The sequence below is a fragment of the Pedobacter zeae genome, from assembly GCF_014196715.1.
Lineage (GTDB): Bacteria > Bacteroidota > Bacteroidia > Sphingobacteriales > Sphingobacteriaceae > Pedobacter > Pedobacter zeae.
Genome location: NZ_JACIEF010000001.1, coordinates 62,408 through 88,708 on the forward strand (window position 1 = coordinate 62,408; position 26,301 = coordinate 88,708).

Genomic DNA, 26,301 nt, shown 5'->3' on the forward strand with positions numbered 1-26,301 from the left:
AAATATAACTTTATTGAGGCTTATCCGAATGGAGAAATCCTTTTTTTGAGAAGCTAATGGCATAATTTTAGCTATAGGATTTGGTATAAAATACAGAAATGATCCGGAGCTTATTTTTATTCATTATCAGTTTGTCGTCATTATATCATCCTACAACTCTCCAGGCCGATATTATTGATGATTTGTCGTCGTATTTTAAAGCGGGTAACTCAAAAGAAATCGCTAAAAGTTTCGCCTCAACCATCGAACTTATCATTGTTGATGAAGAAGATGTATACTCAAAAGCACAGGGTGAACAGATTTTAAGAGATTTTTTTGTTAAACACCCTCCTGTAAAAACCAGTATTTTTCATAAAATCAATACCAATCCAAACTACCGTTTTGGTGTAATTATCTTAAGTACCGCCAAAGAAACCTTTCGGGTTTCGGTTACGATGAAAAAAATCAATACGGGTTTTTCGATTACCGAGCTAAGGATTGAACCTGCGAAGGATTAATTTAACTGATAAGCCTGAAACTGCTTTAAAAAGAGCGAAAGCCGGGCTCTTGAATTTCCAAACTCCTGCTAAATCAGCATGTTAAAGCGAGCCAATCACTTTAAGCCCTGCTGTAAATTGTCTGCTAACAAATAATTCTTATTTTTGCGGCATAAAATCTATATTTTGGATACTCAACTTATACATCAATTCATAAAAAATGCCCTTGCCGAAGATGTTGGCGATGGTGATCATACGTCACTTTCTACCATCCCTTCCGATACACAGGGAAAAGCTAAGCTCATCATCAAAGAAGAAGGTATTTTAGCCGGGATCGAATTGGCGAAAGAGATTTTCAGTGAAGTTGATGCTGATTTAAAAGTTGAACTCCTATTAAAGGATGGGGCGGCAGTAAAAGTTGGCGATATCGCCTTAACTGTAGCCGGAAGTACCCATTCCATTTTAATTGCAGAGCGTTTGGTTTTAAACTGTATGCAACGCATGAGTGGCATTGCCACCAAAACCCATCGCATTGTATCCTTGCTAAAAAATACCAAAACCAGGGTTTTAGATACCCGGAAAACCACACCCGGACTCCGTTATCTCGAAAAATGGGCTGTGCGAATAGGTGAGGGGGTAAACCACCGCATTGGGTTATATGATATGATCCTGATCAAAGACAATCATGTTGATTATGCCGGTGGTATTGCCAATGCCATTACTGCCGCTCAAAAATACCTTGCTGAACGAAATAAAAAACTACAGATCGAAATTGAAGTGAGGAATCTGGATGAGCTTAAACAGGTTTTGGCCATTGGTGGTGTTGACCGTATTATGCTCGATAATTTTAGTTTTGAAAACCTGCGGGCTGCCGTTGCGCTGATCGATGGGAAATTTACCACAGAGGCATCCGGCGGGATTACCGAAGCTAATGTGGCAGAATATGCCGCTTGCGGGGTAGATTTTATTTCGATGGGTGAGCTTACACATTCTGTGAAAAGCCTGGATATGAGTTTAAAAGCATACTAAAGTGATTTGCTATAAAATTAAAAGCTTATTTTTTGTATCATTGTAGGCTATGGTTACGGTTTATTCTCTCAGTGCTTTATTGATTGCTTACCTTTTTGGATCCATACCAACAGCCGTATGGCTTGGCCAAGCGTTTTATGGCGTTGATGTAAGGGAATATGGAAGTGGTAATGCCGGGGCCACCAATACTTTTAGGGTATTGGGCAAAAAAGCAGGTATTGCCGTAATGATCATCGATATTGCTAAAGGTTATACAGCAACCAATCTGGCCTATTTAATCGGTATGTCGGTAACCGGACCACAAAATTCAGTTGTTTTTGTTAACTACCAGCTTGCCCTTGGGGTAACGGCCGTAATGGGACATTTATTTCCTGTTTTTGCCGGTTTTAGGGGCGGAAAAGGCGTAGCTACACTTTTTGGAATGGTTTTAGCAGTTAATTTCGAAGCATCCATGCTTTGTGTTCTGGTTTTTGTTGTCGTATTGTTATTAACCAAATATGTTTCACTGAGTTCCATCTGTGCAGGCTTTACTTTTCCGCTCAGTGTGGTGTTCCTGTTTCAGGTTTCCATCAAATCTGAGGTGCTGTATGGGATGGTGGTTTGCATATTGATTTTGGTTACTCATCAGAAAAACCTCGAAAGATTGCTGAAAGGCAAAGAATCCAAAGTGTATTTGTTTAAGAAGAAAACTAATTAATTAACAAAACACATTTCATTAAAACATATTTATAGGCTTACTGTTTAATCTTCGGTTCTGCTTATGGGTATTACTAGTCATTTAAAATCGCATTTATGAAAAAGTTATTTTTAACAGCCAGTGTTGCTGGGATCTTATTATTTAACTCCTGTTCTACCGTTCCTTTAACAGGCCGTAGTCGATTTGATCTGGTAAGTAATGACCAGGTTCTGCCAATGGCATTTCAAGCTTACAATACATTTTTAACCGAAAACAAATCAGCCGTTTTACCTGCTTCAAATGCGCAGGCATTAAAGGTAAAAACCGTTGGAAGCAGGTTAATAACTGCTGTTAAATCATATATGAACAGCAATAACTATGGAAATTTAATTGCGGATTATCAGTGGGAAGTTAATGTGGTACAGAACAATGAAAAAAATGCCTGGTGTATGCCCGGAGGAAAAATTGTGGTTTACACCGGAATTTTACCGGTAACACAGGATGATGCCGGTTTGGCAACCGTAATGGGACATGAGATTGCACATGCTATCGCGGGCCACTCGGCCGAACGCATGTCGCAGGAAATGGTGGCACAGGGCATTGGTGCTGCTGCAGGTGTAGCTTTGTCTAAAAACCCGAAAACACAATCTATTTTTAATACGCTGTATGGGGTAGGTACGCCGGTAGCCATGTTGAAATTTAGCCGTAACCAGGAGCTTGAGGCCGATCGTTTAGGTTTGATTTTTATGGCTATGGCTGGCTATAATCCACAGAATGCTACTGCTTTCTGGAATAGAATGTCTGCAGCATCCGCAGGTGCACAAAAACCTGCTGAATTTCTGAGCACTCACCCTAGTGATGCAACCCGTATTGCCCAGATCCAAAAATATTTACCTGAAGCACAACAGTATTATAAGAAGTAGGGTTTGAGGTTTAGGTTTTAAGGTTTAAGGTTTAAGGTTTAAGGTGTAGGGTTTAGGGCTGAAAGGTGGAGGATTTAGGCAATTGCTGCAGAAATCTTCCACCTTTTTTATTTGCTCAAGATCTGTCATTCTGAGTTTACGAAGAATCTATAAGCAACAAGCGTAAAACATTATGGGGTATAAAAAGAAAAGATTCTTCCCTGCGTTCAGCATGGCAAATTAGGTTAATCCTAATGAACCAATGACCAATGAACCAATGACCAATGACCAACGAACCGGTTTAAAGATCCTTCACTGCGTTCAGCATGGCAAATTGGGTTAATCCTAATGAACGAATGAACTAATGACCAATGACCAATGAACTAATGAACCAACGAACCTCCTAACACCTTCAAAATGGCACTGGCTTTCAATATACATTCTTCATATTCTGCATTCGCATTACTCTGATAGGTAATGGCTCCACCAACCTGAAATGATAAATATTGAGCTTCATAATGGTATAAGATGCTGCGTATCACAACGTTAAAGTCAAAATCTCCATCCGGACTGATGCAGCCAAACGAACCTGAGTAAATACCCCTTCTGGTTACTTCATATTCTTCGATCAGCTTCATGGCTTTAACTTTTGGAGCGCCGGTCATGGAGCCCATCGGAAAAGCATTTTTAATGGCATCAATAAAAGGTATCTCCGGATTCAGTTCACAGCTAATGGTTGAGATCATCTGGTGTACCTGCGGGAAACTGTAGATCCCAAATAACTCCTCGACTTTAACCGAACCTTTAACGGCAGATTTAGTAAGGTCGTGCCGTACCAGGTCAACAATCATGACGTTTTCTGCCTGCTCTTTAATGTCGTTCCTGAGTTGCAATTTTATGGCTTCATCTTCTTTTGGATCAGTGCTTCTTTTTGCAGTACCTTTTATAGGCTGTGAAATAAGTTTTGAGCCACGTTTACATAAAAACCTTTCGGGTGTTGCCGATAAAATATATTGATTATATACTTTAAAATAACCTGCAAACGGGGTAGGGGAAACTTCATTAAGCTGTCCGAAAGTATGAACGGGATCTATTTCGGCATTTTCGGCAAAAAACTCCTGGCAGAAATTGATTTCATAAATGTCTCCTCTCCGGATGTGATCTCTTAAAGCTTCAACTTTATGGATATATTGATCTCTTGATAATCTACGTGAAATCTGTATAGGCTTTAACTGTTTTTTATGTTCAGTTGACCAGGATTCAATTTCGTTTAATATTGAGGGATCGCCAAGGAGAACTTCGGCTTTACCGTTCCTGAAAGCAAGGAGGTATTTTGGAACAAAAAAATATAAATCCGGAAAGTTTAAACCGTCAGGATTGCTCGATTGAAGATCTTCTGTTTCGTTTTTTAAATCATAGCTAAAAAAGCCAAATATCCATTGCTGATGCAGGGCATAAAAGCTTTTTAATTCGTTAAAAGCATTTTTTGTATTGCATTTTAATTCATGTGCCACATCTGCTGCAATAATAAAGTCGTAGGCAGAATAAGCGTCTTTGTAGCCATTTGAATCTAAAAAGCAACAAACTTCGAACCGGTTGATCCAGTTTAAAGCTTTTTGTTTGAAATCGGATATGTTCGGTGGGGTCTTCAATCTGCCGCAAAGGTAAAAATCGGGATGATAATTGTGAAAAATTAATTTTTATCTTTTTACTGACTTGTTAAGAATGCCTAATCATTTCGAAAGTTCAGTTTTTAGCAAAATAGGTGGGAAATGACGGGTTGGTATTAAGGGGAGCATATTTTCGAGCGGGGCACAACATGGTCGAGAACCCGGAGGCTTGGCAGAATGAAATCTGTTTAGATAGGTTTCTCCATTTCGCCAGCGGGAAAAAACCGGCTGGCTCCAGTCGAAATGACGACTCTATTATTGTAATAGTTATTATTGTAATAGTGTTCAGTGAAATTAAATCTGTCTAGATAGATTCTTCGCTTTGCAACGGTTGAGGTGACTATTCTTAATAAATAGCTAAAACCAAAAAAGCAACCCGTACGGATTGCTTTTTATTTTATTTTGGTTTCCGTCATTTCGACCGTAGTGGAGAAATCTGTTTCGATTGATCAGTCTTCAGGATATTTCGGACTGCGTTAGAAATGATGGATCTAGTATTTTAATGTAATTCTAAAGTTTGCGCCCTGTCTGGTCCGACTGAAAGGAATTTGATCGGCACCTCCAGTTCTTTTTCTAAAAATGCAATATATTCGGTCAATTTAGCAGGAATTTCATCCACAGAAGTAATTTTAGTTACATCGGTGGCCCAACCCTCTATTGCTTTTAGTACCGGTTTTGGTTCGATTGAAATGATGTCGTAAGGCATATAATCAATCGTTTCGCCGTTATATTCGTAGTGTGTACAGGCATAAATGGTATCGAAAGTATCCAATACATCGGCTTTCATCATAATTAATTCGGTTACACCGTTTAACATGATGGCATATTTTAATGCCGGAAGATCAATCCAGCCACAACGGCGGGCACGGCCAGTGGTTGCGCCAAATTCATGACCTAAGGCACGTAAATTTTCGCCAACTTCATTATCCAGCTCGGTAGGGAACGGGCCACCGCCAACGCGTGTGCAATAAGCTTTAAAGATCCCGTATACAGCACCCACTTTGTTCGGGGCAATACCTAATCCGGTACAGGCGCCAGCAGTAGTGGTATTACTCGAAGTTACAAAAGGATATGAACCGAAATCGACATCCAATAAAGTTCCCTGTGCACCTTCGGCCAGAACCGCTTTTCCTTCTTTTAGATAGCCATTAACAAAATGTTCGCTGTCTACATGAGGGATGGCTTTCAAAAATTCGATTGCCTCAAAGAAAGCAGTTTCTTTTTCTGCCAGTTCATATTCAAAACCTTCGTAATGAGAAAGAATTTCAGTATGTTTTTCTACCAGTTTAGCATAACGTTCCTTAAAATCAGGTAGTGTGGTATCGCCAACACGTAAACCGTTACGGCCTGTTTTATCCATATAAGTTGGGCCGATACCTTTTAGGGTCGAACCAATTTTATTTTTACCCATACGTGCTTCGTTTGCAGCATCCAATAACTGGTGTGTAGGTAAAATTAAATGCGCTTTACGGGCAATTACCAGTTTGCCATCGGCAACCGGATCGTGACCGGCTTTTTTTAAATTATCAAGCTCTCTTTTTAAAATGATAGGATCGATTACTACACCATTTCCAATTAAATTCATGGTTTTTTCGTTAAAAATTCCTGATGGAATCGTATTTAAAACGAATTTTTTACCATCGAACTCTAAGGTATGTCCGGCATTCGGGCCGCCCTGAAAACGGGCTATAAGATCATATTTTGGACTTAGTACATCAACGATTTTTCCCTTTCCCTCATCGCCCCATTGCAGGCCGAGAAGTACATCTACTTGCGTCATTATTAAAAATTTAAGCTTGTTTTATTTTATGTATTGATTTAATTTGCTTTTAGGTCCGCTGCTGCGGCCGCACTTTCGTTCACTTTCCTTGCCACGCTGCAATCAGAACAGAACCCGTAAAGGTTCAAAGAATGGTGCTTGATATCGAACTTCAACAGCTCTCCAACCATGGTTTGGATCTGGTGTATACGTGGATCGCAGAACTCTACCACCTTACCGCATTCAATGCAGATGACGTGATCGTGCTGACGGTAACCGTAAGATTTTTCGAATTGTGCCATGTTTTTGCCAAACTGATGTTTGGTCACCAAATCACACGAAACCAATAACTCTAAGGTATTGTAAACTGTAGCACGGCTCACGCGGTACTTTTGGTTTTTCATGTGGATGTAAAGTGTTTCTACATCAAAATGATCGTTTCTGGAATAGATCTCCTCCAATATGGCGAAACGCTCAGGTGTTTTACGTAGATTTTTGTTTTCTAAATAAGCCTCAAAAATCTTGCGAACGAGCTCATTTGTATTTTGTTCAGACATAGTTTTTAAACTCCATTCAAAGGTAGTTAAATTGTTTGATTGTTCGAGGCTTAGATTGTTTAAATGTTGTAAGATTAGTCTAAAGTCGGAAGTCCTGAGTCGAAAGTCTACTACTATTACAACTCTGGACTTCGGACTCAAGACTCCGGACTAATCAGGCATCAAACCTCGTTACCCCGGTAACACCCCTCACTTTCAATAAATTTTTAATCAGGTTTTCGAGGTGTTCGGTATCATTTACAAAAATCATAATGGAGCCCTCAAATATCCCTTCGTTGGTATCAACGGTGATGGAACGCATGTTCACTTTAAAATCGGTAGAGATTACCCTGGTGATGTTATTAATTAAACCCACATCATCAATACCAACAATTTTTAAACCGGTTAAGAAAGTCAACTCTTTTTGCCGGTTCCATTTCGCTTTTACTACCCGGTAGCCATAATTGGCCATCAGCTGAGCAGCGTTAGGGCAGTTGGTACGGTGTATTTTAATCCCTTCGCTCACGGTGATAAAACCAAAAACATCATCACCGGGTATCGGGTTACAACAGGCCGCCAGCGTGTAATCAATACGCTGCATATCTTCTCCTATCAACAGGATATCCGATTCGCCGCCTTTAATTTTATTCTTAATCCCGTCGACGGTAAGATTTTCAGGACGTTCCGGTCCACGGTTTTCGATTTCCTTTTCGGTTGTCAGGTACTCCCGGATATCTTTCAGTTCGATTTTCCCGAGGGCTACATTAACGAACAGCTCCTGTGTTGAAGGGAGTTTGAAGAAATAACTCAGTTTTTGAATGTTATCGGTATTGTAAGTGATTTTTAACGATTTTAGCTTTCTCTCCAGGATTTCCTTGCCATTTTCGGCTATTTTGCGCTTTTCTTCCTTTAAGGATGATTTGATTTTTGATTTTGCCTTTGCGGTAACCACCACATTGAGCCAGTCTTCTTTTGGTGTTTGTTTGCTCGAAGTAATGATTTCTACCTGATCGCCATTCTGTAATTTATAAGAAATCGGAACCAGTTTATGATTTACTTTGGCGCCGATGCAGGTTGCGCCTACGTCAGTATGTATCTCAAAAGCAAAATCCAAAGCTGTAGCACCCAACGGCAACTGGATTAAAGCGCCTTTTGGCGTGAAAATGAAAATTTCATCAGAGAAAAGGTTCATTTTAAAATCATCCAGGAAATCTAACGCATTTGCTTCAGGATTGCTCAGCATTTCCCTTACTTTCTGGATCCATTGATCCAAACCATTATCGTTGCTTGATTCTTTGTATTTCCAGTGTGCCGCAAAACCTTTTTCTGCAATCTCGTTCATGCGTTGTGTACGGATCTGAACCTCCACCCATTGTCCGCGGGGTCCCATCACCGTGGTATGCAAACTTTCATATCCATTTCCCTTCGGTGAAGATACCCAATCACGCAAACGGTCGGGGTTTGGGCGGTATAAGTCGGTTACAATAGAATAAGCTTTCCAGCAGTCGGCTTTTTCATTTTCAGGTGCCGAATCCAGAATAATCCTGATGGCAAAAAGATCATAAACCTCTTCGAAAGGGATATTCTTCTTTTTCATTTTATTCCAGATGGAATGGATCGATTTTGGTCGTCCGTAAACATCGGCCACCAAACCCTGCTCATGTACAATCTCATCAATAGGTTCTACGAATTTTTTGATGAAGAGTGCCCGCTCGGCCTTTTTCTCGTTTAATTTTTTTGCGATGAACTTATAGGTGTCAGGATCAAGATATTTCATAGAAAGATCTTCCAGTTCCGATTTGATGGCATATAATCCCAGGCGGTGGGCAAGGGGGGCGTACAGGTAAATGGTTTCTGAGGCGATTTTAAGCTGCTTGTGGCGGGGCATGAAATCCATTGTACGCATGTTGTGCAGGCGGTCGGCCAATTTGATCAGGATCACCCGGACATCATCGGCAAGGGTGAGCAGCATTTTGCGGAAATTTTCGGCCTGTAACGAGCTGTTGGTATCAAATACACCCGAAATTTTGGTCAGGCCGTCGATTATTTTAGCTGTTTTCTTACCAAATTCACGTTCAATATCTTCAAGGGTAATATCGGTATCTTCAACCACATCATGCAACAATGCACAGACGATGGAAGTAGTGCCCAGACCAATCTCTTCGGCAGCTATCTGTGCTACTGCAATGGGATGATAAATATAAGGTTCGCCGGATTTGCGGCGCATATCCTTATGGCTTTCGAGTGCCATATCGAAAGCTTTTCTGATTTCCTTTTTATCGCCTTTCTGCAGGGTAGATTTGCTTGCCCGTAGTAATGCCCTGTATCTTTTTAGAATTTCCTGCTTTTCCGCCTCTAAATCAATCACTAACTCTGTTTTCATTTGTATTTTTTGCGTAAAAATTGCGTCTTATTTCTGAATAAAACTTATATTAGTTTTGTGAAACACCTAATATATGAAATAACACCTAACTTTGTAAAAGTATAAATTTATGAAATTTAAAGGGCTCTTTTTTCTTTGTATTGTAATGATTTGTAGCATTTCGCTACAGGCACAGGAGCCTGTTGCCCCAATATTCCCAAAATTGGGTAAAAGCGATACAATCAGGGTAGCTTCTACAAACGACAACGGTGTGATGATCCCATGGATGCAGCTTAACGAGGTAACCATTTTTGCTGCCAGGATCTGGAAATCCCCGGCAGAACAGGCAGCTTATAACCGGTTAAGGTATAATGTATTAAAAGTAATGCCATATGCCCTGTTTGCCAAACGCAGATATGAGCAGCTTGAACAGGATATTGCCCGTACACCCGAAAAAAAAGAACAGAAACAGTTGGTTAAACAATGCGATAAAGAGATTAAAGACATGTTTAACCGCGAAATAAAAGAATTAACCATTACCCAGGGGCAGATTTTAACCAAACTGATCGACCGTGAGGTGGGCAGAACAACATACGATATCATCAAGCAAACCAAAGGTGGTTTTGCGGCATTCTCTTATCAGATTGTTGCCCGTGTGGTAGGCCATAATTTAAAAAGTACTTACGATCCGACGGAAGATAGGGATATCGAATCGATTATCCGTACCTCAGGATTTTATCAATAATAATAATGCAGGAACGCATTCCGAATATTTATCCGTTCAAGGTTAAAAAAATAAACGGCGAAGAACAGCCCTTATCAGTTTACCGCAATAAGGTGGTATTGATTGTAAATACTGCATCCGAATGCGGTTTTACACCACAGTTAAAAGAATTACAGCAGCTTAAAGACGAAATCAACAATCCTGACTTTGAGATCCTGGGTTTTCCAACCAACGATTTCGGCAAGCAGGAACCCTTAAACGGTTCGGATATTGCCTCGTTTTGCGAAATTAACCATGGTGTCCAATTCCCTGTTTTTGATAAGATCATGGTACGGGGGCCACAGGCCCACCCGCTGTATCAGTTTCTGAGCGATAAGAAACAAAACTTAAAATTGAGTTCCAAACCCCGTTGGAACTTTCATAAATACCTGGTGAACAGAAATGGCGAGCCGGTAGATTATTTTTTGCCCTTCACCAAACCGTTGAGCTCAAAAATCAAAAAGAAAATTCAGCAACTGCTGAATCAAAATGCCCAATAAACACACGATGAAATTAGATATTTTAGTTATAGCTGTGCATCCTGATGATGCCGAGCTTTGCTGTTCAGGTACCATTTTAAAACATATTGCCCTTGGTAAAAAAGTTGGAATTGTAGATCTAACCCGGGGCGAACTGGGCACACGTGGTACTGCCGAAACCCGTGATGAGGAGGCTGCAGATTCTGCAAGAATTTTGGGCCTGCATGTCCGCGAAAACCTCGGAATGCGGGATGGTTTTTTTCAGAATGATGAATTTCATCGTTTGGAGGTAATTAAAGTGATCAGGAAATATCAGCCTGAAATTATTTTGAGCAACGCACTGGAAGACCGTCATCCTGACCATGGCAGGGCAGGCGACCTGGTTTACGATTCGGTATTTTTATCCGGTCTGCCAAAAATCGAAACCTTGGTTGAGGGCATTAAACAGGAAGCACACCGCCCAAGATTATTGCTGCAATATATTCAGGACCGGTACTTAAAACCGGATATTATTGTGGATATTACTGAACATATGGACAAAAAAATCGAGTCCATCAAAGCCTTTAAAACACAGTTTTACAATCCCGATGTAGAAGGCTTACAAACCTATATTTCTTCTCCCGAATTTTTTGAAAGTATGATCGGTCGTGCAAGAGAATTTGGAAAGAGCATAAGTGCCACATTTGGCGAAGGTTTTACTTCGAGGAAGCTGCTGGGCGTTGATAATTTATTTGATTTGAGATAGAAAAAAACTGTCATTCTGAGCACAGCGAAGAATCTTTGGGGTGAAAAAGTAAGCCTGACCTAATATAACTTTTAGGTGTTCCGGTATTGCCGTTATACATTCGATAGGTTGTGGATGCTTTACTATGCTCAGAAATGACAAAGCCAGCTGCCAACAAAACCGCCGTTTAATTGTTATGCTCAAAACGAATAATAATGGCGAATATATTATCCTCTCTCAAAAACGCTTACCATCTTTTTAAACATATCGATTTCGATAAGCTGGAAGTTTTATCGAAAAAAGTCGATTTACCCAAAATGGTCGAAACCATCTCGAGCCTGGATGATAAACAGCTTCAGGGGATGATGAAAATGATGGGCGGATCGGGTAAAAAGAAAGAACTGCCTCCAATAGAAGGCGATTTTTACCATTTGGGTGATGAAGCACTCAAAGATGAAGACCGTGAACTTCAGCTAAAAGTACGCGCTTTTTTAGAAAAAGAGGTAAAACCAATTGTAAACCACTATTGGAACAAGGCCGAATTTCCTTTCGAAATTATACCGAAACTTGCCGAACTTAATATCTGTGGCTTAACCTACAAAGGCTATGGCTGCCCCGGAAAATCGAATTTAATGGAAGGTATTTTAGCGATGGAAATGGCCAGGATCGATACTTCAATTTCGACCTTTTTTGGCGTGCAGAGCGGTTTGGCCATGGGGTCGATCTATTTATGCGGATCGGAGGAGCAAAAACAACAATGGTTACCGCTGATGCAGCAATTTAAAATTATTGGTGCATTTGGACTAACTGAGCCCGAAGTGGGCTCTGCTGCTGCCGGAGGATTAACTACAACGTGTAAAAAAATAAACGGCAAATGGGTGTTAAACGGCCAGAAAAAATGGATCGGTAATGCCACTTTTGCAGATATTTTAATTATTTGGGCGCGTGATGAAGATAGCGGTGAGGTTAAAGGTTTTATCGTGAAAAAAGATAACCCCGGATTTGCGGTAGAAAAAATGCAGGATAAAATGGCCTTGCGGATTGTGCAGAATGGAATGATTACCTTAACCAATTGTGAGGTTGAAGAAGCCGACCGGTTACAAAATGCAAATTCGTTTAAAGATACCGCCAAAGTATTGCAGATGACGAGGGCTGGAGTAGCCTGGCAGGCAGTGGGTTGTGCCCGGGGCGCTTATGAAAATGCACTGGACTATACGCGAAACAGAAAACAATTTGGCAAACCTATTGCTTCTTTCCAACTGATCCAGAACCATTTGGTTGAAATGTTATCGAATTTAACGGCTATGCAAACATTATGCTTTAGATTGTCGCAATTGCAGGATCAGGGACTGTTGAAAGATGAACATGCTTCGTTGGCCAAGGTTTTTTGCTCCTTGCGCACGCGTGATGTAGTGAGTAAGGCGCGTGAGGTTATGGGCGGGAATGGTATTTTACTGGAGTACAACGTGGCACGCTTTGTGGCCGATGCCGAAGCAATTTATTCATATGAGGGCACAAAAGAAATTAACACACTTATTGTAGGCAGGGCCATAACGGGGTTTTCTGCTTTTGTTTAAGGGGAGCTCGAAGCTTGAAAGCGTAAGCACAATTTGGGAACTTCGTGAGTTTTGAGCTGGGGTAATCAGTAACCTGAGCATAGCTGAAGGCTTAAGTAGTTTGATCATTATTGTTTCTTTCTGTGCGGATACAGACCGGGTTTAGAGTTACTTGTCAGTCTGAGCGTAGTCGAATACTCCTGCGTTTAATAAGAACTTTTAGGCTTAGGAAACGAATGTCAGTATGTTATAGGAGGCTACAGTCCTGCCATTTTCTTTTTTTTCATTTCTGTTATGCTGTGAGGTGCCAAGCATCTTTTTCATAGGTTACAGGTGCTTCGTGCCTCAGCATGACAAAACATCCAAGGGCATTGCAAGCAAACTCCGATCGTAACGGATGTCTTCCTATTTTATCCTCCGTTAAAACGGATGTTTATTAAATGCCACCTGGCTCATGGCGCTTTTTTCGTATAAGGCGATACAATCTTTGTTAAAAACCGGATCAAAATTTACTTCACCCGGCTGTAGGTTTTGCGGAACATTGGCACTTTGCATAAAGAAATATACCTTGGTATTACCATATTTGGTGTGTGGCATTAAATTACCATAATCTTCCATTTCTTTCCATACCGAATCTTTAACCGTTACCACATAAATGCGTTGCACCGGGCCGGTATTGTTGGCATTCCTGTATTTGGCAATTTCTTTAAAACCAGCCTTCATATCTTCAATGCCGGGTTGGTTAAAAGTATCTTTAACCATAAAGAAAACCAGAATTAAAACAATTGCCGTAATGGTATAAATAAAAGATTTTCTGCTCATGCCTACAATAAAGGCAATATTTTTTCCATAACCGTCAGGCCTTCGTCAATATGTTTTTGTTCAATGCAAAGCGCCGGACGGAAGCGTATCGTTTTTTCGCCACAGCCTAAAAACATCACATTGTTTTCCAGTCCTTTACTGATAAAGGCATTACGCATATCTTTATTAGGAAAATCGAACGAACATAACAAGCCTCTGCCACGTACATTACTCATTTTATCGAACCGGTGTGACAGGCTTTCTAGATTATCTTTTAAATAGGCTCCAACGTTAGTTGCGTTGTCGCAAAGCCGATCTTCTTCTACAATCTGTAAAATCTGTGTGGAGCGTACCATATCAACCAGGTTACCACCCCAGGTAGAGTTAATCCGGCTTGGCACTTTAAATACATTGGTTTCGATTTCATCTACTTTGTTTCCAACCAAAATGCCGCACACCTGCATCTTTTTACCAAAAGCAATAATATCTGGCCGGGCTTTTTCGCTAAAATGCTGGTGGCACCAGAATTTCCCCGTTAAACCCACGCCGGTTTGTACTTCATCGTAAATTAAAAAAGCTTCATTTTCATCTGCTAAAGCCTTAAGTTGGATCAAAAACTCTTCGCGCAGGTGGTTGTCGCCACCTTCTGATTGGATGGGTTCTACAATTATAGCACAGATATCATCTTTATTTTCTGTAAAAGCTTTTTTAATCAGTGCCAGCGACGCTTCTTCGGTTGCAATGGCATGGCTTAAATTATCTCCTGAAAGTGGGAATTTAACCTCCGGAACCGGCACCCTTGGCCAATCGAACTTGGCAAACCATTTTGTTTTATCGGGTAAGGTATTGGTTAAGCTTAAAGTATAACCGGTTCTGCCGTGAAAAGCCCGCTCGAAGTGTAAAACCTTAAAGCCCTTTTCAGATGTATAACCTTTGGCAAAGTTTTTTTGAACTTTCCAATCCATGGCTACTTTAATAGCATTTTCAACTGCTAAGGCGCCTCCGGCAATAAAAAAGGCATGCGGCAGGTAAGAAGGGATACCAACTTTAGAAAATGTTTCTACAAACTGGGCGTATTGTTGGGTATAAACATCGGAATTGGAAGGATTGGCCAAAGCAGCCAGGAAAAGATTTTTTTTAAAGGCTTCATCATTGATCATTTTAGGGTGATTATAACCTAAAGGAACGGAAGCAAAACAGGTAAAAAAATCAAGTAGGTTCCGGTTATATTTAGCATCGTAGATATAGGCACCATTACTTTTTTCCATGTCGTAGGTAAGGTCGAAACCGTCGGCCAAAATGTGTTTCCTTAATGATTCGTTAACGCGATCTGCAGGTACTGTTAATTGGTACATAAAACTGGATTTGGTATATTTCAAATTTAGTTAAATGTGCCTAAAATCAAAATTTAAGCACTTTTTGTACTCCTGCAACAAAAAATAGGTTTAAACAGTTTAAAGTATGATTATAGACAGAATCGGGTTTTGGACTTCACAGATGTGGAAAACTTTTTAATAAGAAATTTGCGCTAAAGCGTCTTTGTTACCAGTATCAATTGTTCAAAAACCTTCCCGATATTTAAAATCAAATACCGGGAAAGCCTTATCAAATAGCATCTGTTGCTGCACTACATCCCGTCTGATCGCATGGCAAAAACTAATTTTACATGTCTGAAAGCATTTGCTTCGCTCCATTCATTATCATAATTTAAACCATAAGGCCAAAAATGGCCGCCCCCGGTGTGTATTGCTGCACTTTGCCCATCAAAAATCTTAATGAGTGCAACGGTATTGGCTCCAAGGAAGTCGCCTGTAGAGGTATTTGATGACCATCCACTGCTGATGCCTACCCCATAGGTATGCGCAATTTCGTGCATTGCCGTACGTACATTCTGGTAACTGGTATTGGCACCAAAACGTATATTGCCATTTGTGCTGCCATCAGCTGTAGGTACACCGGTATTGTATTCTACTGTGAGCGTGCGCGATGGCCAGTTAGCCCCTGCGTTATACCTCGCACAGGCATCGTTCATGGCATTGGTAATGCGTGTAACCACATCTGCAGGTACGCCCGTACTGTTAAGTACCCAGCCCAATTGACCATTAGCGTTAACGGTTAGTAACGACCATTGCTGGCTCTCTGTACCCGAGTAACTCCATTGTTCAACATTGGCGCCATTATCAATTGATTGATTGGCCACATTAAGGTCTTTGCCGCTGTTTCTGTTTATAATACGATAATAACCGTTGCCAAGTGAGGTAAATTGCCACTGCTGATTGGTTGCGCCGTTGTAGGTAGATATATTTACGTTAGCTCCGTCGGCTGTACCTGCCTGGTCTACCTGAAGCCCTTTGGAACTATGTACACCAATAATCGAATAGTAACCTCCAGAAAGCAGCGTTAGGTTCCATCTTTGGTTGGTTCCGCCATTGCTGGCATATTGGGAAACATTAGCGCCATCTGCAGTCTGAAATCCGCCAACATCAAGAACTTTCCCGCTTTTACGGTTCACGATATAGAAAGTACCATTCCCGACAGATAAAGGGGTTTCGTTAGGCGGTATTGCACTTAGTTTTCCTTTTAGGGAAAGGCCTTGGGTGGTATCCGGGTCAGGGAGATCGCTTTTTCTGCAACTGCCGGCAAGTAAAATCAGTCCGAGCATAAAGATGCTGGTCAGGCCTGAGGTAAAGGATTTTGTTTTCATAAAGATTAGGTTAAGATGAATGAACACGCATATATAAATGTCCGTTTGGTTAGTTAAAGAGGATATATGCTACCCGTTTATATGGGCCGCTCTTTTTTTAGCTTGAAATGTATAGTTGAATTGGTCTTAAATTAAAGAGCAGATTTACAGCGATATAAAGCAATAAACCTGTTTCGGAGGTTAGGCCGTTAATGAAATTTCGTGATGAGGAGATTAAAGTGATCAGTGAGCCTCTAATGAGCGGTAAGTATGTTCACGAAACCTGATTGAATGGTTAATGAGCACCTGGCCCTTAATGAAGCCAGATATCCTGCTGATCTTCAATGAGAGAAGAATTGCTAAATACAAGGGTAGTTGGTTTTTCTGTAGCATAATTTAGTTTTTCATAATCGGTTAAACGGTTTGTGATCTCGGAAAATGGTTTATAGTCATTTTTAATAGTTTATAACCATCAATTACCCTACCCGGGGGGTAATCAGGATCAATCCTATTTATACTTGGTTAAAACAAATTAAGCACAAAAAAGGTGTTTGTAGTGAGGGGTAATCTCATAAAAATAAGGGGACAAACTCTTTTTATTTTTGTGGTTATGCCTTATTTTAAGTTTTCAAATACGGCCATATTTTTATACATGTCTTTTTAAGTTTATTTTTTCTTCTGTAATAAAAAGACAAGGAAAGGAGGAGCGATTGATGATATTTTTTGGGCTTAATCTCTCCTCCATCATCCGGTAAGTTGATCAATTCATTTTTCTGATGGTTTTAAGATCAGAATGCCGAACGCCTTGCGCCGCCATCTACCACTGAAACCGTTCCGGTAATGTATTTGGCGCGGGGTGAAACCAGGAAAACAGCCAGATTGGCCATATCCTGTACCTCGCCAAAATCTTGCAGGGGTATTTCGCTTTCTGCATATTTGCGTCGCTCGTCACCAGGAAAATAGCGACGGATGTTTTCGGTGTCGATCAGTCCGGGTTGCAAACAATTCACCCTGATGCCATCTTTACCCAACTCACCGGCAAGTTGTTTAGACCACATGGCCACAGCGGCTTTGGCAACAGCAGAAACATTCAGCGAGCGCAATTCGTAAGTACTGGTCAAATTGAGTATCGCACCCTGCTTCCGGCTTATAAAATGTGGTAACAAAGCTTGCGTGAGTAGCCTGGGGCGCTCAAAATCTAAAGCCATCGATTTGGTCCAGGGTTCTTCCGGCCCTGTTGCCTCTACGGGCTGGCTTTGCCCTGCATTGTTAATGAGGATGTCGATATGACCAAGTGCCGCTAAAGCTGCGGTGGCAATTTTTTGTGGCGCATCAGGTTTGAGTAAATCCTGGGTAAAAACAACGGGCGTGGGGTTTCCTTCTTCAACGATCTCACTGAGCAGGCTATCTAATGCTTGTTGGTTGCGGCCTGTGATGAAAACTTTTACACCTTCTTTTGCCAGTTCTTTAGCTATTGATCTGCCGATCCCCTTAGATGCTCCGGTTACCAATGCCGTTTTTCCGGTTAAATATAAGTCCATATTTTCTTGTAATTAAAATGACCTTGCAATAATAACCTGCACCACGTATTTTTATAGCATACACTACCACTTGTATGGTACAAACAAATTTGTAAGTAATGACGGCACGAAAAGAAAATTCGACCTATACGCTCAACGAAAAATTTATAACCGATTGCGATCTGACTTATGCGGCCAACAAAATAGGAGGGAGATGGAAAATTGTCATATTGGATAAACTTGGAAACCGAAAGCTAAGGTTTAGCGAACTGAAAAAAGAATTCCCCTATATATCAGAACGGATGTTGACCTTACAATTGCGGGCATTAGAGCAGGATGAACTGGTTAAGAGAACCGTTTATGCAGAGGTTCCCCCAAGGGTAGAATATGAGCTAACGCCGATCGCACTGGAGTTTCTCCCAATCTTTTGTCAATTAAGTGCCTGGGGCAAGAAAAACAAAATGTTAAAGAATAACAGGTCATAAAACGTTATAAATGTAATAAATCAGCAGATATTGGCTACCTTTAGTTAATTGAGCAGCAAGTGCTGCCATCAGTTGATGAAGTATATTTTAAAATTATATCGGGTTAAATATCATGGCAGAAGTTAAATTAACTATTCAAAAAGAAGGGCCTAGCGCATTCGAACTTTATGATGAAGGTGAAAAGTACGGAGAAATGGTTTTTGATATTCAGGGAGAAAATCTAACCGTTTATCATACCGAAATTGATCCTGAAAAAGAAGGTAAAGGTTATGCAAAACTATTGCTCGATGCGATGGTAAATTATGTGCGCACCCATAAGCTGAAGGTAATTCCACTCTGCCCATACGTGCATTTGCAATTTAAACGCCACGAAGAACTTTACGGAGATATCTGGAACAAAGTGCGTGAAAACGATTAACCGGTAATCACTATCGAATCAAATCAGGAAAGTTACATTAATGATCAAGTATTTTGATCCGGATATGTTGTGCCATATCGTCAAAGAAAATTAACTTTACCGAAAAACCAATCAGATTCTTAAAATACTACGCACAAAATGAAACTTGTAACCATTCAGAAAAACGTTTTAGTAATTGTTTTTACGTTGTTTTCGTTCGGAGCCTTGGCACAGGGCCAGAATGCTGATGCAGCAAAGAAACTAAATACACTTCAGCAGCAATTCGTTGATCTTCGCTTTGGCATGTTTATCCATTATAACATCCCAACATACGCAAACGCCGATTGGCCTGATCCTGAAGCTTCTCCGAAATTGTTCAACCCTAAAAAGCTCGATGCAAACCAATGGGCTAAAGCGGCAAAATCGGCCAACATGAGCTATGGCTGTTTAACCACTAAACACCACTGCGGATTTTGTATATGGGATACCAAGAGTACCGATTATAATGTAATGAACAGCCCTTACGGAAAAGACGTGGTAAAGCAATTTACGGATGCTTTCCGGGCAAATGGATTAAAAGTAATGCTTTACTACTCCATTTTAGATACCCACCATAAATTGAGGCCCAACCAGATTACGCCGAAACATATCGATATGATTAAGCAGCAATTAACTGAGCTGTTAACCAAATATGGCAAAATTGAAGCCTTAATTATTGATGGTTGGGATGCCCCTTGGTCGAGAATCTCTTATGATGATGTGCCTTTCGAAGATATCTACACCTTAATTAAAACGTTGCAGCCCGATTGTTTGGTAATGGATTTAAACGGTGCAAAATACCCGTCAGAAGGACTTTATTATACTGATATTAAAACTTACGAAATGGGTGCGGGCCAACGAATGCCCAAAGAAAGTAAAGTAATGCCAACGTTAGCCTGTTTGCCTATTAACACCTCTTGGTTTTGGAAAACCGATTTTCCAACCGTTCCGGTAAGAAAGCCTCATGAAATTGTAGATGGTTTAATTAAACCTTTAAATGCTGCAAGCTGTAATTTCATCCTGAATGTAGCTCCAAACAGAGAGGGTTTGATTGATGATAATGCGCTGGCTGCCTTAAAAGAAGTTGGCCAATTGTGGAAGAACGAGGGGCCAACCAAAGCACTCCCGCCATTGGGCTTGCCGGTTATTTCCAGTAATCTGGCTAAAAACCAGGCCAGCAACTCGAGCTGGAGCAACGATATGAACATTATGGATTTTGCAAATGATGATAGCTACAGGACATCCTGGGAATCGAACAGCGCTGTAACCAATCCCTGGTACGAAGTTGATTTTAAGAATGAAAAAGCCATAAATATGATTGTTGTAGCAGAACAGAAAGAAAACATCGACACTTATGCCCTTGAATATTGGAATGGTGTGGAATGGAAGAAAGTTTTTGACGGAAAAAATGAAGACCGCATTAAAATTCATCGTTTCGATCGTGTTTGGGCCAGTAAAGTCCGCATCCGTATTACACACGCCAAAGAGACACCATCAATTGCCGAGTTCCAGGTTTTTAATGAGCGGAGACCATAAAAGAGGCAATATCTTATAATAAGAATTGAATCCAGCAGAAATGGTTTAGAAATCTTATCAGGAGGTCCTTCAGCGATGGAGGACCTTTTTTATGCCAGACCTATGAGATTGACCAGGTTTACAACCTATCCGGCCTTTACAGGCCAGGATAATGTCTCTTAAAAAGCTTCACCAGGTTTCCTGCAATTACTTTATTGCCCTGATCAGAAGGGTGCAAACCATCATAGGTCATTTTAACTGCATCTAAAGGATAAGGATAATCATCTTCTTTGGGGTTAAAAGGAATGGAAGCAGATTCCGGATATTTATAGTTCTGGTATACACCTGTTGAAGGGTTTTTCAGCCTTTTAAATTTAACTGCTTTTTCAAGTTTGAGTTTTCGGTTATGATACAGGTCGAGCACAGGGAAATTTTCATGTTTGGCTATTTCGATGATGGCATTGGCAAACATTTCTAAAGTTTGCCCGTTTTTTGCCTGATAAGACCCAAACGCATTGTTGTTGGCATCGGCTATATATACAAAATCGTTGCGCTGTATAGGTGTAATTACTACAATTTTAGCATTCGGGTTTAAACTCCTGATTTTATCGATAATGATACGATAAGCACCACAGGTAGTGCCTGTTCCGGTGTTGTTAATATAATCGTTTAAGGAGCCTACCGGAATGCCGGCCCACCAATCGTTTGTGCCCAGAAAAACCGAATATAGGTTTGATTGAACAATGCCCAGCTTGTTGATCTCTTTCGCAATACCAACCGTTGTCCAGCCGTTATGGCCCTGGTTAATATAGCTGATGTTTGGCAAACGGTCTTTAACCCGGTCGAGATAGCCTCTTTTTACGCGGTTACCTGTTTCATTTAAATGATTGTTGAGGTAGGTAATGGAATCGCCGATGGCCGTCCATTTGATTTCTTTCGCCGGGGTAAACGAAAAATTAATGATCAGGATGAATAAAAGTGGCCCGGTTAATTTTTTAAGGTTTTTGTTGCTCATTTCTTGTTAAAAATCATAATTAGGCGATAAGAGAAGATCAGCGCTGAATTTAGTTAGAATATTTTAAGTTTTTGAAGCAATTTGCTTTTAAAAACAGCTACATTGATTTAGTCCCAAACATCTATTTTTTTGAGGTGCTGATCGATTTTTATCTTAATTTTTTGATACAGTTTTATATATTTATCGTAATTCAATAATCAATAATTGCAAAGGTTAAATAATGTATAAGGGCTCAGAAATGAGCCCTTATTTATTGCTGCCGATAAACAATAAGTGCATGAACGGAAGGAGGCACTTTTATTGATCAGGCATTAAAAACCGGGAACGCCGGAAGGTGAAAATTAAAGATTTTCTTCAAAGCGCTCCTGATAGTCAGCCGGTTTAAAACTTATCTTTCATTCCAAAAAGCCCCATTAATCCTCCGGTATGAATGGCAAGTACTTTTTCATCTTTATCGATAACTCCCTGTGTCTGTAAATCGACAATGGCATAAAACATTTTTGCGGTATAAACGGGGTCTGAAAGTAAGCCGGTTTGTGCAGTAAAGTTTTTAATAAAACCGATCAGTTCGGGGGTAGTTTTGGCGTAACCACCGAAATGATAATCCTGGTGTAATTTCAATTGATCGGAAAGTGGCGTGTATTTCGCTATCTCATCTTTGATAAACGAGCCGCCTTTTAATACAGGGATAACATGCAGCTTGGTATTTAATCCCTGTTGCCGGATACCTTTTAACAATCCTGCTGCGGTGGTTCCCGTTCCGGCGGCACAGAAAATATGATCGTAAGTTTCGGTTAACTCCGCAATAACTTCTGCACAACCCAGGGTTGCCTCGTGTGATGCGCCACCTTCATCAACAAAATAGGCCCGGTCATCATTGGCAAAATGCTGCTCAAACAAGCTGTGTTTATTCCGGTAGCTTTCACGGTCGGTAAAAATGAGCCTCATCCCAAATAAACTGCACAGTAGTAACATCTCATTTTTTACTTCTTCGCCACGCACAAATGCTGTTGATTTTATTCCCGATCGCGATGCTGCGGCAGCTGTAGCCACAAGGTGATTGGAATAAGCGCCGCCAAAAGTAACCAGGTGCGTTTTGTGACCGGCTTTAGCCTTCGCTAAAATGTATTTGAGCTTGCGCCATTTATTCCCTGAAATATACGGATCAATCAGGTCATCCCTTTTAACAAACAGGTTGTTAAAAGGGTGAAGTGCTATTTTTTGTACTGGACTATATATTTCTTCGAACACGTGTAAAAATAAAAAACACCTGAGTATTTCAGGTGTTTAACATGAGATTATCTTCGAAAAATATTATTTACCTATGCCGAAGCCCAAACCTGCATTAACCATGCTGTATTTGGCCTGGGTGTAGGAGCCATAAAATTTAAAAAAGCCGAATTTCAACTGAAAACCCAAACTACCCCTTATCCCGTCAATATCGGTTTGTTTTACCGAGATCGGATCAACATAGGTTGCATTGCTTCCGCCATCCTCAAATTTATAAGTGCCAAGCGCTTTTAAATTGGTATTTGAGGTTTGGTAACCAATGCTGGCAAAAGGGGTGAAAAACGTAATTTTTTTGGAAACGATGGCATCAAAATTTACACCGTTGAATTTGGCGTCAATACGCTGATCGGAGTTTGCAGTATTATTGATATTCAAAGGCAGATGATATTTGTACTGGGTAAATCCTCCCGCTATTGCGATATCTACCGGAATTAATTTCTCGGTGGTTGAACCCATAAAAAGAGGCAAAAGTTCAATTTTTGCTCCGAAACCGATCATCGATAAGTTTCCTAAATCGCTGCCTAATTTAATCTTCGGCATAGCCCTTAAGGTAACATCAATGTTTTTGGGTAAGCCCAAAGTAGCCTGGATTTGTGCGGAAGGTACTACATGGAAACCTACACCCTGTGGCAGGTTAAAGAATTTATTGGTTGGAATTCCGCTGCTTGTGTAAATCTGCATTTTACCCCCTTCATGGTCATCACCAAAGGCAGTAGGACCTATAGATGATGCCCCCGGAGCAGGTTTAATATTGCTTAAACCCAATGTATTTACATCGTAACTTCTGGCCGATTGCGGAACAAAAGCTGCTGAAGCGGAAATACGGACATCAAATTTTAAAAAACCTTTGGATCTGGCTGTGTTCGACCATCCATCAGTTAAACCCAGGCCCAAGCCTTTGTATAAAGGATCAAAATAGGCATTCACCAGTTTAGTTGCATCAGCAGGGCCGCCAACAAACAGATCACCAACATCTTGCTGAGCACTTGCTTTTTGAACCATTACCAATAGAAATAAGGCAAATAACGCCTTTAAGGAGTAACATTTTTTCATATAAACGATTTAGGATGATTTGATTGCATTAAAGATAGGGTTGTTTTTTCGAAAACACTAATCATTAAAAAAATCTTGAAGTTAAAAGTTTATTTTTGCACCATGGAAAATGTGGTCGAATTGCAGGAATCAGAAGAGCAGGAATTATATGAACATTTAAAAATCATTGTTGATAAGGGACAGTCTTTGTTGCGTATCGATAAATTTCTGATGGTGCGCGTAGAAAATGCCTCCCGAAACCGCATTCAGAATGCCATTGAAGCAGGCAATGTATTGGTTAACCAAAAGCAGATCAAAGCAAGTTATAAGGTTAAACCTTTTGATGAAATATCTATTGTTTTACCACATCCACCGCGCGACACCGAAGTGTATCCGGAAGATATTCCGCTGGATATTGTTTACGAAGACAGCGATTTGCTTGTGGTAAATAAGCCTGCCGGAATGGTGGTACACCCCGGTTTTAATAATTATACCGGAACCTTGGTTAACGCTTTGGCATTTCATTTTGAGCAGCTGCCCCAATTGCCGGGTAATGACGGCAGGCCAGGATTGGTTCACCGCATTGATAAGGATACCTCCGGTTTATTGTTGATCAGTAAAAATGAAAAATCAATTACGCACCTCGCACGTCAGTTTTTTGATCACAGTATTACCCGTAAATACATTGCATTGGTTTGGGGCGATATCGAAAACGACGGCACGGTAACCGGTTACATCGGAAGGAGTGCCAAAGACCGCCGTGTGATGGATATTTACGATGATGAAGAGAAAGGCAAATGGTCGGTAACGCATTATAAAGTATTAAAACGCCTGGGTTATGTAACCTTGATCAGCTGTGAGCTGGAAACCGGCCGTACCCACCAGATCAGGGCACACATGCAGCATATTGGCCACCCGCTTTTTAACGATGCCATGTACGGAGGGGATAAGATTTTAAAAGGAACCACGTTTAATAAGTATAAACAGTTTGTAGATAATTGTTTCGAGTTGCTGCCCCGTCAGGCTTTACATGCACAAAGTTTAGGCTTTATTCATCCCACTACTAAAGAGTATATGTATTTTGAATCTCCCTTGCCGCCCGATTTTAAAGCAGGCTTAACTAAATGGGAAAATTATATCGCTACATCATAAAATATGCTTCAGGAGTACCTTTTGTTTAATGATGAATTTCGGGCGGTAGATGCCCCGGTTTTAACAGCTTCTAACAGGAGTTTCAAATTTGGGGATGGATTATTCGAAAGTATGCGAATGATCAATAATAAGCTTCAATTTGCTGATTTGCACGCAGACAGGTTGGTTTCGGGAATGAAAATGCTCAAAATCGACGGTCATGCTTTAATGGACGACTATTTTCTGCGCCAAAAAACCGCTGATCTCACTAAACGGAATAAATGGAATGGCAATGTCCGTTTCCGCCTTTCGGTTTACAGGGGCGGGGCCGGCGTTTATACACCCGAAATCAATAAAGCCGGTTATGTTTTAGAAGGCATTCCCTTAAAAACATCTGCTTATGAACTAAACAGCAAAGGTTTGATCATTGATGTTTTTGATGAAATGACCAAACCCGTTAATAAGCTTTCAAATTTTAAAACAGCCAATGCACTGCTTTATGTCATGGCCGGGCTTTTTAAAAGCCAGAACCGCCTGGATGAAGCCATGATCCTGAACCAACATGGTTTTCTCTGCGAAAGTATCAGTGCCAATGTTTTTGTAGTATATAACAAACAGATTTATACCCCTTCACTTGCTGAAGGTTGTATTGGTGGTGTAATGCGTACAGCGATTATGCAGTTATGTAAAATGAACGACATACCTTTAATCGAAGCACAGATCAACCCCGAGATTTTAAAAGAAGCCGAAGAAGTTTTTATTACCAATGCCACGCAAGGTATTCAATGGGTAATGGGCTACGGCAGGAAACGTTACTTTAATGAGGTATCGAAGTTTCTGATCGATAAGCTTAATAATTTATAGTACTATTCCATAGTCTGCAGCGCACAGATCATCAACAATAAAATTTACCGGGAGAGTTGTCAGCTTTCAGGTAAACTGCGCATTAAAGTTGACAACTGTAAAATCCTGCTTCAGTCGTCATGCTGAATTTAGTTCAGCATCTATCGTGGCCGTAAAACTGTTCAAATTTTTAGGAAAGCAAAGCTAGTAGTGCTTCGGTTGCGGTAGTCCCGCCCTTTGCTTAATCCCGAAAAAGTTTTTCATAAGATAACCCCTTCTTAATCGGGATAACGCTGCCGGTCGGGTTTATTTAACAATGGGCAGTTCTACTATGCAATTTAAACCCGAATAATTGCACTTTTGTGGCCATTTAAACCCGGTCAAAGCCAGATGCCCCCTGAGTTTAAATCCTACAATGTGGACACATCTTTTTGGAATAGTTTTGAGCATCATGCTAAGCTTGCTTTGAAAAACTACAGCCTTGAGCGAAGAACGCTGTCAATCTCAAGAGCCAGGGAAATCAAAAAAACAGTTGCAGTTCAGGTAAACTGGCACTAACAAACCTGAAACGCAGTGGTTTTGTGTTCATAACGATAATTTTAATTTTAAAAATATGTT

General features: G+C 40.5%; 24 protein-coding genes. 13 read left to right on the top strand and 11 right to left on the bottom strand.

The window, feature by feature from the left end; genetic code table 11:
• The first annotated feature begins 98 nt into the window (after positions 1-98).
• The 4 genes from GGQ60_RS00230 to GGQ60_RS00245 all read left to right on the top strand — a co-directional run bounded on the left by GGQ60_RS00230 (position 99) and on the right by GGQ60_RS00245 (position 3,104).
• A complete protein-coding gene (locus GGQ60_RS00230; RefSeq protein ID WP_183759391.1) occupies positions 99-497 on the top strand; it encodes a DUF4783 domain-containing protein in 399 nt (132 codons plus the stop codon).
• 165 nt (positions 498-662) lie between these two features.
• A complete protein-coding gene (nadC, locus tag GGQ60_RS00235; RefSeq protein WP_183759392.1) occupies positions 663-1,505 on the top strand; it encodes a carboxylating nicotinate-nucleotide diphosphorylase in 843 nt (280 codons plus the stop codon).
• A 49-nt stretch (positions 1,506-1,554) separates the two neighbouring features.
• On the top strand, positions 1,555-2,202 hold the full coding sequence (gene plsY, locus GGQ60_RS00240) for a glycerol-3-phosphate 1-O-acyltransferase PlsY (RefSeq protein WP_183759393.1): 648 nt from the start codon (positions 1,555-1,557) through the stop codon (positions 2,200-2,202).
• A gap of 95 nt (positions 2,203-2,297) precedes the next feature.
• The gene (locus GGQ60_RS00245; protein ID WP_183759394.1) at positions 2,298-3,104 is read left to right on the top strand and encodes a M48 family metallopeptidase; all 807 of its coding nucleotides are present in this window, start codon (positions 2,298-2,300) and stop codon (positions 3,102-3,104) included.
• 362 nt (positions 3,105-3,466) lie between these two features.
• Here GGQ60_RS00245 and GGQ60_RS00250 read toward each other — a convergent pair whose 3' ends face one another.
• From GGQ60_RS00250 to GGQ60_RS00265, 4 genes are all read right to left on the bottom strand, one after another.
• Entirely contained in the window at positions 3,467-4,735 is a 1,269-nt protein-coding gene (locus GGQ60_RS00250) for an anthranilate synthase component I family protein (protein WP_183759395.1), read from the bottom strand.
• Positions 4,736-5,252: 517 nt separating this feature from the next.
• Complete coding sequence (locus GGQ60_RS00255; protein WP_183759396.1) at positions 5,253-6,533, bottom strand: adenylosuccinate synthase; 1,281 nt, start codon at positions 6,531-6,533, stop codon at positions 5,253-5,255.
• Between the two features lie 38 nt (positions 6,534-6,571).
• Complete coding sequence (locus tag GGQ60_RS00260; protein ID WP_183759397.1) at positions 6,572-7,069, bottom strand: Fur family transcriptional regulator; 498 nt, start codon at positions 7,067-7,069, stop codon at positions 6,572-6,574.
• 154 nt (positions 7,070-7,223) lie between these two features.
• Complete coding sequence (locus tag GGQ60_RS00265) at positions 7,224-9,431, bottom strand: RelA/SpoT family protein (RefSeq protein ID WP_183759398.1); 2,208 nt, start codon at positions 9,429-9,431, stop codon at positions 7,224-7,226.
• Between the two features lie 109 nt (positions 9,432-9,540).
• On the opposite strand from GGQ60_RS00265, the gene GGQ60_RS00270 reads away from it, so the two are divergent.
• The 4 genes from GGQ60_RS00270 (at position 9,541) to GGQ60_RS00285 (ending at position 12,953) form a co-directional block, all read left to right on the top strand.
• Positions 9,541-10,155: a DUF4294 domain-containing protein gene (locus tag GGQ60_RS00270; protein WP_183759399.1), complete on the top strand. Its 615-nt coding sequence runs from the start codon at positions 9,541-9,543 to the stop codon at positions 10,153-10,155.
• A 5-nt stretch (positions 10,156-10,160) separates the two neighbouring features.
• Complete coding sequence (locus tag GGQ60_RS00275) at positions 10,161-10,673, top strand: glutathione peroxidase (RefSeq protein WP_183759400.1); 513 nt, start codon at positions 10,161-10,163, stop codon at positions 10,671-10,673.
• A 7-nt stretch (positions 10,674-10,680) separates the two neighbouring features.
• Positions 10,681-11,397, top strand: a complete 717-nt coding sequence (gene bshB1 / locus GGQ60_RS00280) for a bacillithiol biosynthesis deacetylase BshB1 (protein WP_183759401.1) — start codon at positions 10,681-10,683, stop codon at positions 11,395-11,397.
• Positions 11,398-11,591: 194 nt separating this feature from the next.
• Positions 11,592-12,953 (top strand): acyl-CoA dehydrogenase family protein, encoded by a 1,362-nt coding sequence (locus tag GGQ60_RS00285; protein ID WP_183759402.1) that lies wholly within the window; start codon positions 11,592-11,594, stop codon positions 12,951-12,953.
• Positions 12,954-13,352: 399 nt separating this feature from the next.
• On the opposite strand, the gene GGQ60_RS00290 is transcribed toward GGQ60_RS00285, so the two are convergent.
• The 4 genes from GGQ60_RS00290 to GGQ60_RS00305 all read right to left on the bottom strand — a co-directional run bounded on the left by GGQ60_RS00290 (position 13,353) and on the right by GGQ60_RS00305 (position 17,957).
• The gene (locus GGQ60_RS00290; protein ID WP_183759403.1) at positions 13,353-13,754 is read right to left on the bottom strand and encodes a hypothetical protein; all 402 of its coding nucleotides are present in this window, start codon (positions 13,752-13,754) and stop codon (positions 13,353-13,355) included.
• Positions 13,755-13,756: 2 nt separating this feature from the next.
• On the bottom strand, positions 13,757-15,088 hold the full coding sequence (gene lat / locus GGQ60_RS00295; protein ID WP_183759404.1) for an L-lysine 6-transaminase: 1,332 nt from the start codon (positions 15,086-15,088) through the stop codon (positions 13,757-13,759).
• A 272-nt stretch (positions 15,089-15,360) separates the two neighbouring features.
• Entirely contained in the window at positions 15,361-16,437 is a 1,077-nt protein-coding gene (locus tag GGQ60_RS00300; RefSeq protein WP_183759405.1) for an RICIN domain-containing protein, read from the bottom strand.
• Between the two features lie 767 nt (positions 16,438-17,204).
• Positions 17,205-17,957, bottom strand: coding sequence for an SDR family NAD(P)-dependent oxidoreductase (locus GGQ60_RS00305; protein ID WP_183759406.1), 753 nt, complete (start codon positions 17,955-17,957; stop codon positions 17,205-17,207).
• A 98-nt stretch (positions 17,958-18,055) separates the two neighbouring features.
• On the opposite strand from GGQ60_RS00305, the gene GGQ60_RS00310 reads away from it, so the two are divergent.
• The 3 genes from GGQ60_RS00310 to GGQ60_RS00320 all read left to right on the top strand — a co-directional run bounded on the left by GGQ60_RS00310 (position 18,056) and on the right by GGQ60_RS00320 (position 20,393).
• Positions 18,056-18,421: a winged helix-turn-helix transcriptional regulator gene (locus GGQ60_RS00310; RefSeq protein WP_183759407.1), complete on the top strand. Its 366-nt coding sequence runs from the start codon at positions 18,056-18,058 to the stop codon at positions 18,419-18,421.
• Between the two features lie 112 nt (positions 18,422-18,533).
• Entirely contained in the window at positions 18,534-18,839 is a 306-nt protein-coding gene (locus GGQ60_RS00315) for a GNAT family N-acetyltransferase (protein ID WP_183759408.1), read from the top strand.
• 138 nt (positions 18,840-18,977) lie between these two features.
• Positions 18,978-20,393 (top strand): alpha-L-fucosidase, encoded by a 1,416-nt coding sequence (locus tag GGQ60_RS00320; RefSeq protein WP_183759409.1) that lies wholly within the window; start codon positions 18,978-18,980, stop codon positions 20,391-20,393.
• Between the two features lie 136 nt (positions 20,394-20,529).
• On the opposite strand, the gene GGQ60_RS00325 is transcribed toward GGQ60_RS00320, so the two are convergent.
• The 3 genes from GGQ60_RS00325 to GGQ60_RS00335 form a co-directional block, all read right to left on the bottom strand.
• Positions 20,530-21,387: an SGNH/GDSL hydrolase family protein gene (locus tag GGQ60_RS00325; protein WP_183759410.1), complete on the bottom strand. Its 858-nt coding sequence runs from the start codon at positions 21,385-21,387 to the stop codon at positions 20,530-20,532.
• 381 nt (positions 21,388-21,768) lie between these two features.
• Positions 21,769-22,638, bottom strand: a complete 870-nt coding sequence (locus GGQ60_RS00330; protein WP_183759411.1) for a 1-aminocyclopropane-1-carboxylate deaminase/D-cysteine desulfhydrase — start codon at positions 22,636-22,638, stop codon at positions 21,769-21,771.
• A gap of 63 nt (positions 22,639-22,701) precedes the next feature.
• Positions 22,702-23,730: a DUF6588 family protein gene (locus tag GGQ60_RS00335; protein WP_183759412.1), complete on the bottom strand. Its 1,029-nt coding sequence runs from the start codon at positions 23,728-23,730 to the stop codon at positions 22,702-22,704.
• Between the two features lie 102 nt (positions 23,731-23,832).
• On the opposite strand from GGQ60_RS00335, the gene GGQ60_RS00340 reads away from it, so the two are divergent.
• Positions 23,833-24,861, top strand: a complete 1,029-nt coding sequence (locus tag GGQ60_RS00340) for an RluA family pseudouridine synthase (RefSeq protein ID WP_183761157.1) — start codon at positions 23,833-23,835, stop codon at positions 24,859-24,861.
• A gap of 3 nt (positions 24,862-24,864) precedes the next feature.
• Positions 24,865-25,704: an aminotransferase class IV gene (locus tag GGQ60_RS00345; protein ID WP_183759413.1), complete on the top strand. Its 840-nt coding sequence runs from the start codon at positions 24,865-24,867 to the stop codon at positions 25,702-25,704.
• Positions 25,705-26,301: the final 597 nt, after the last annotated feature.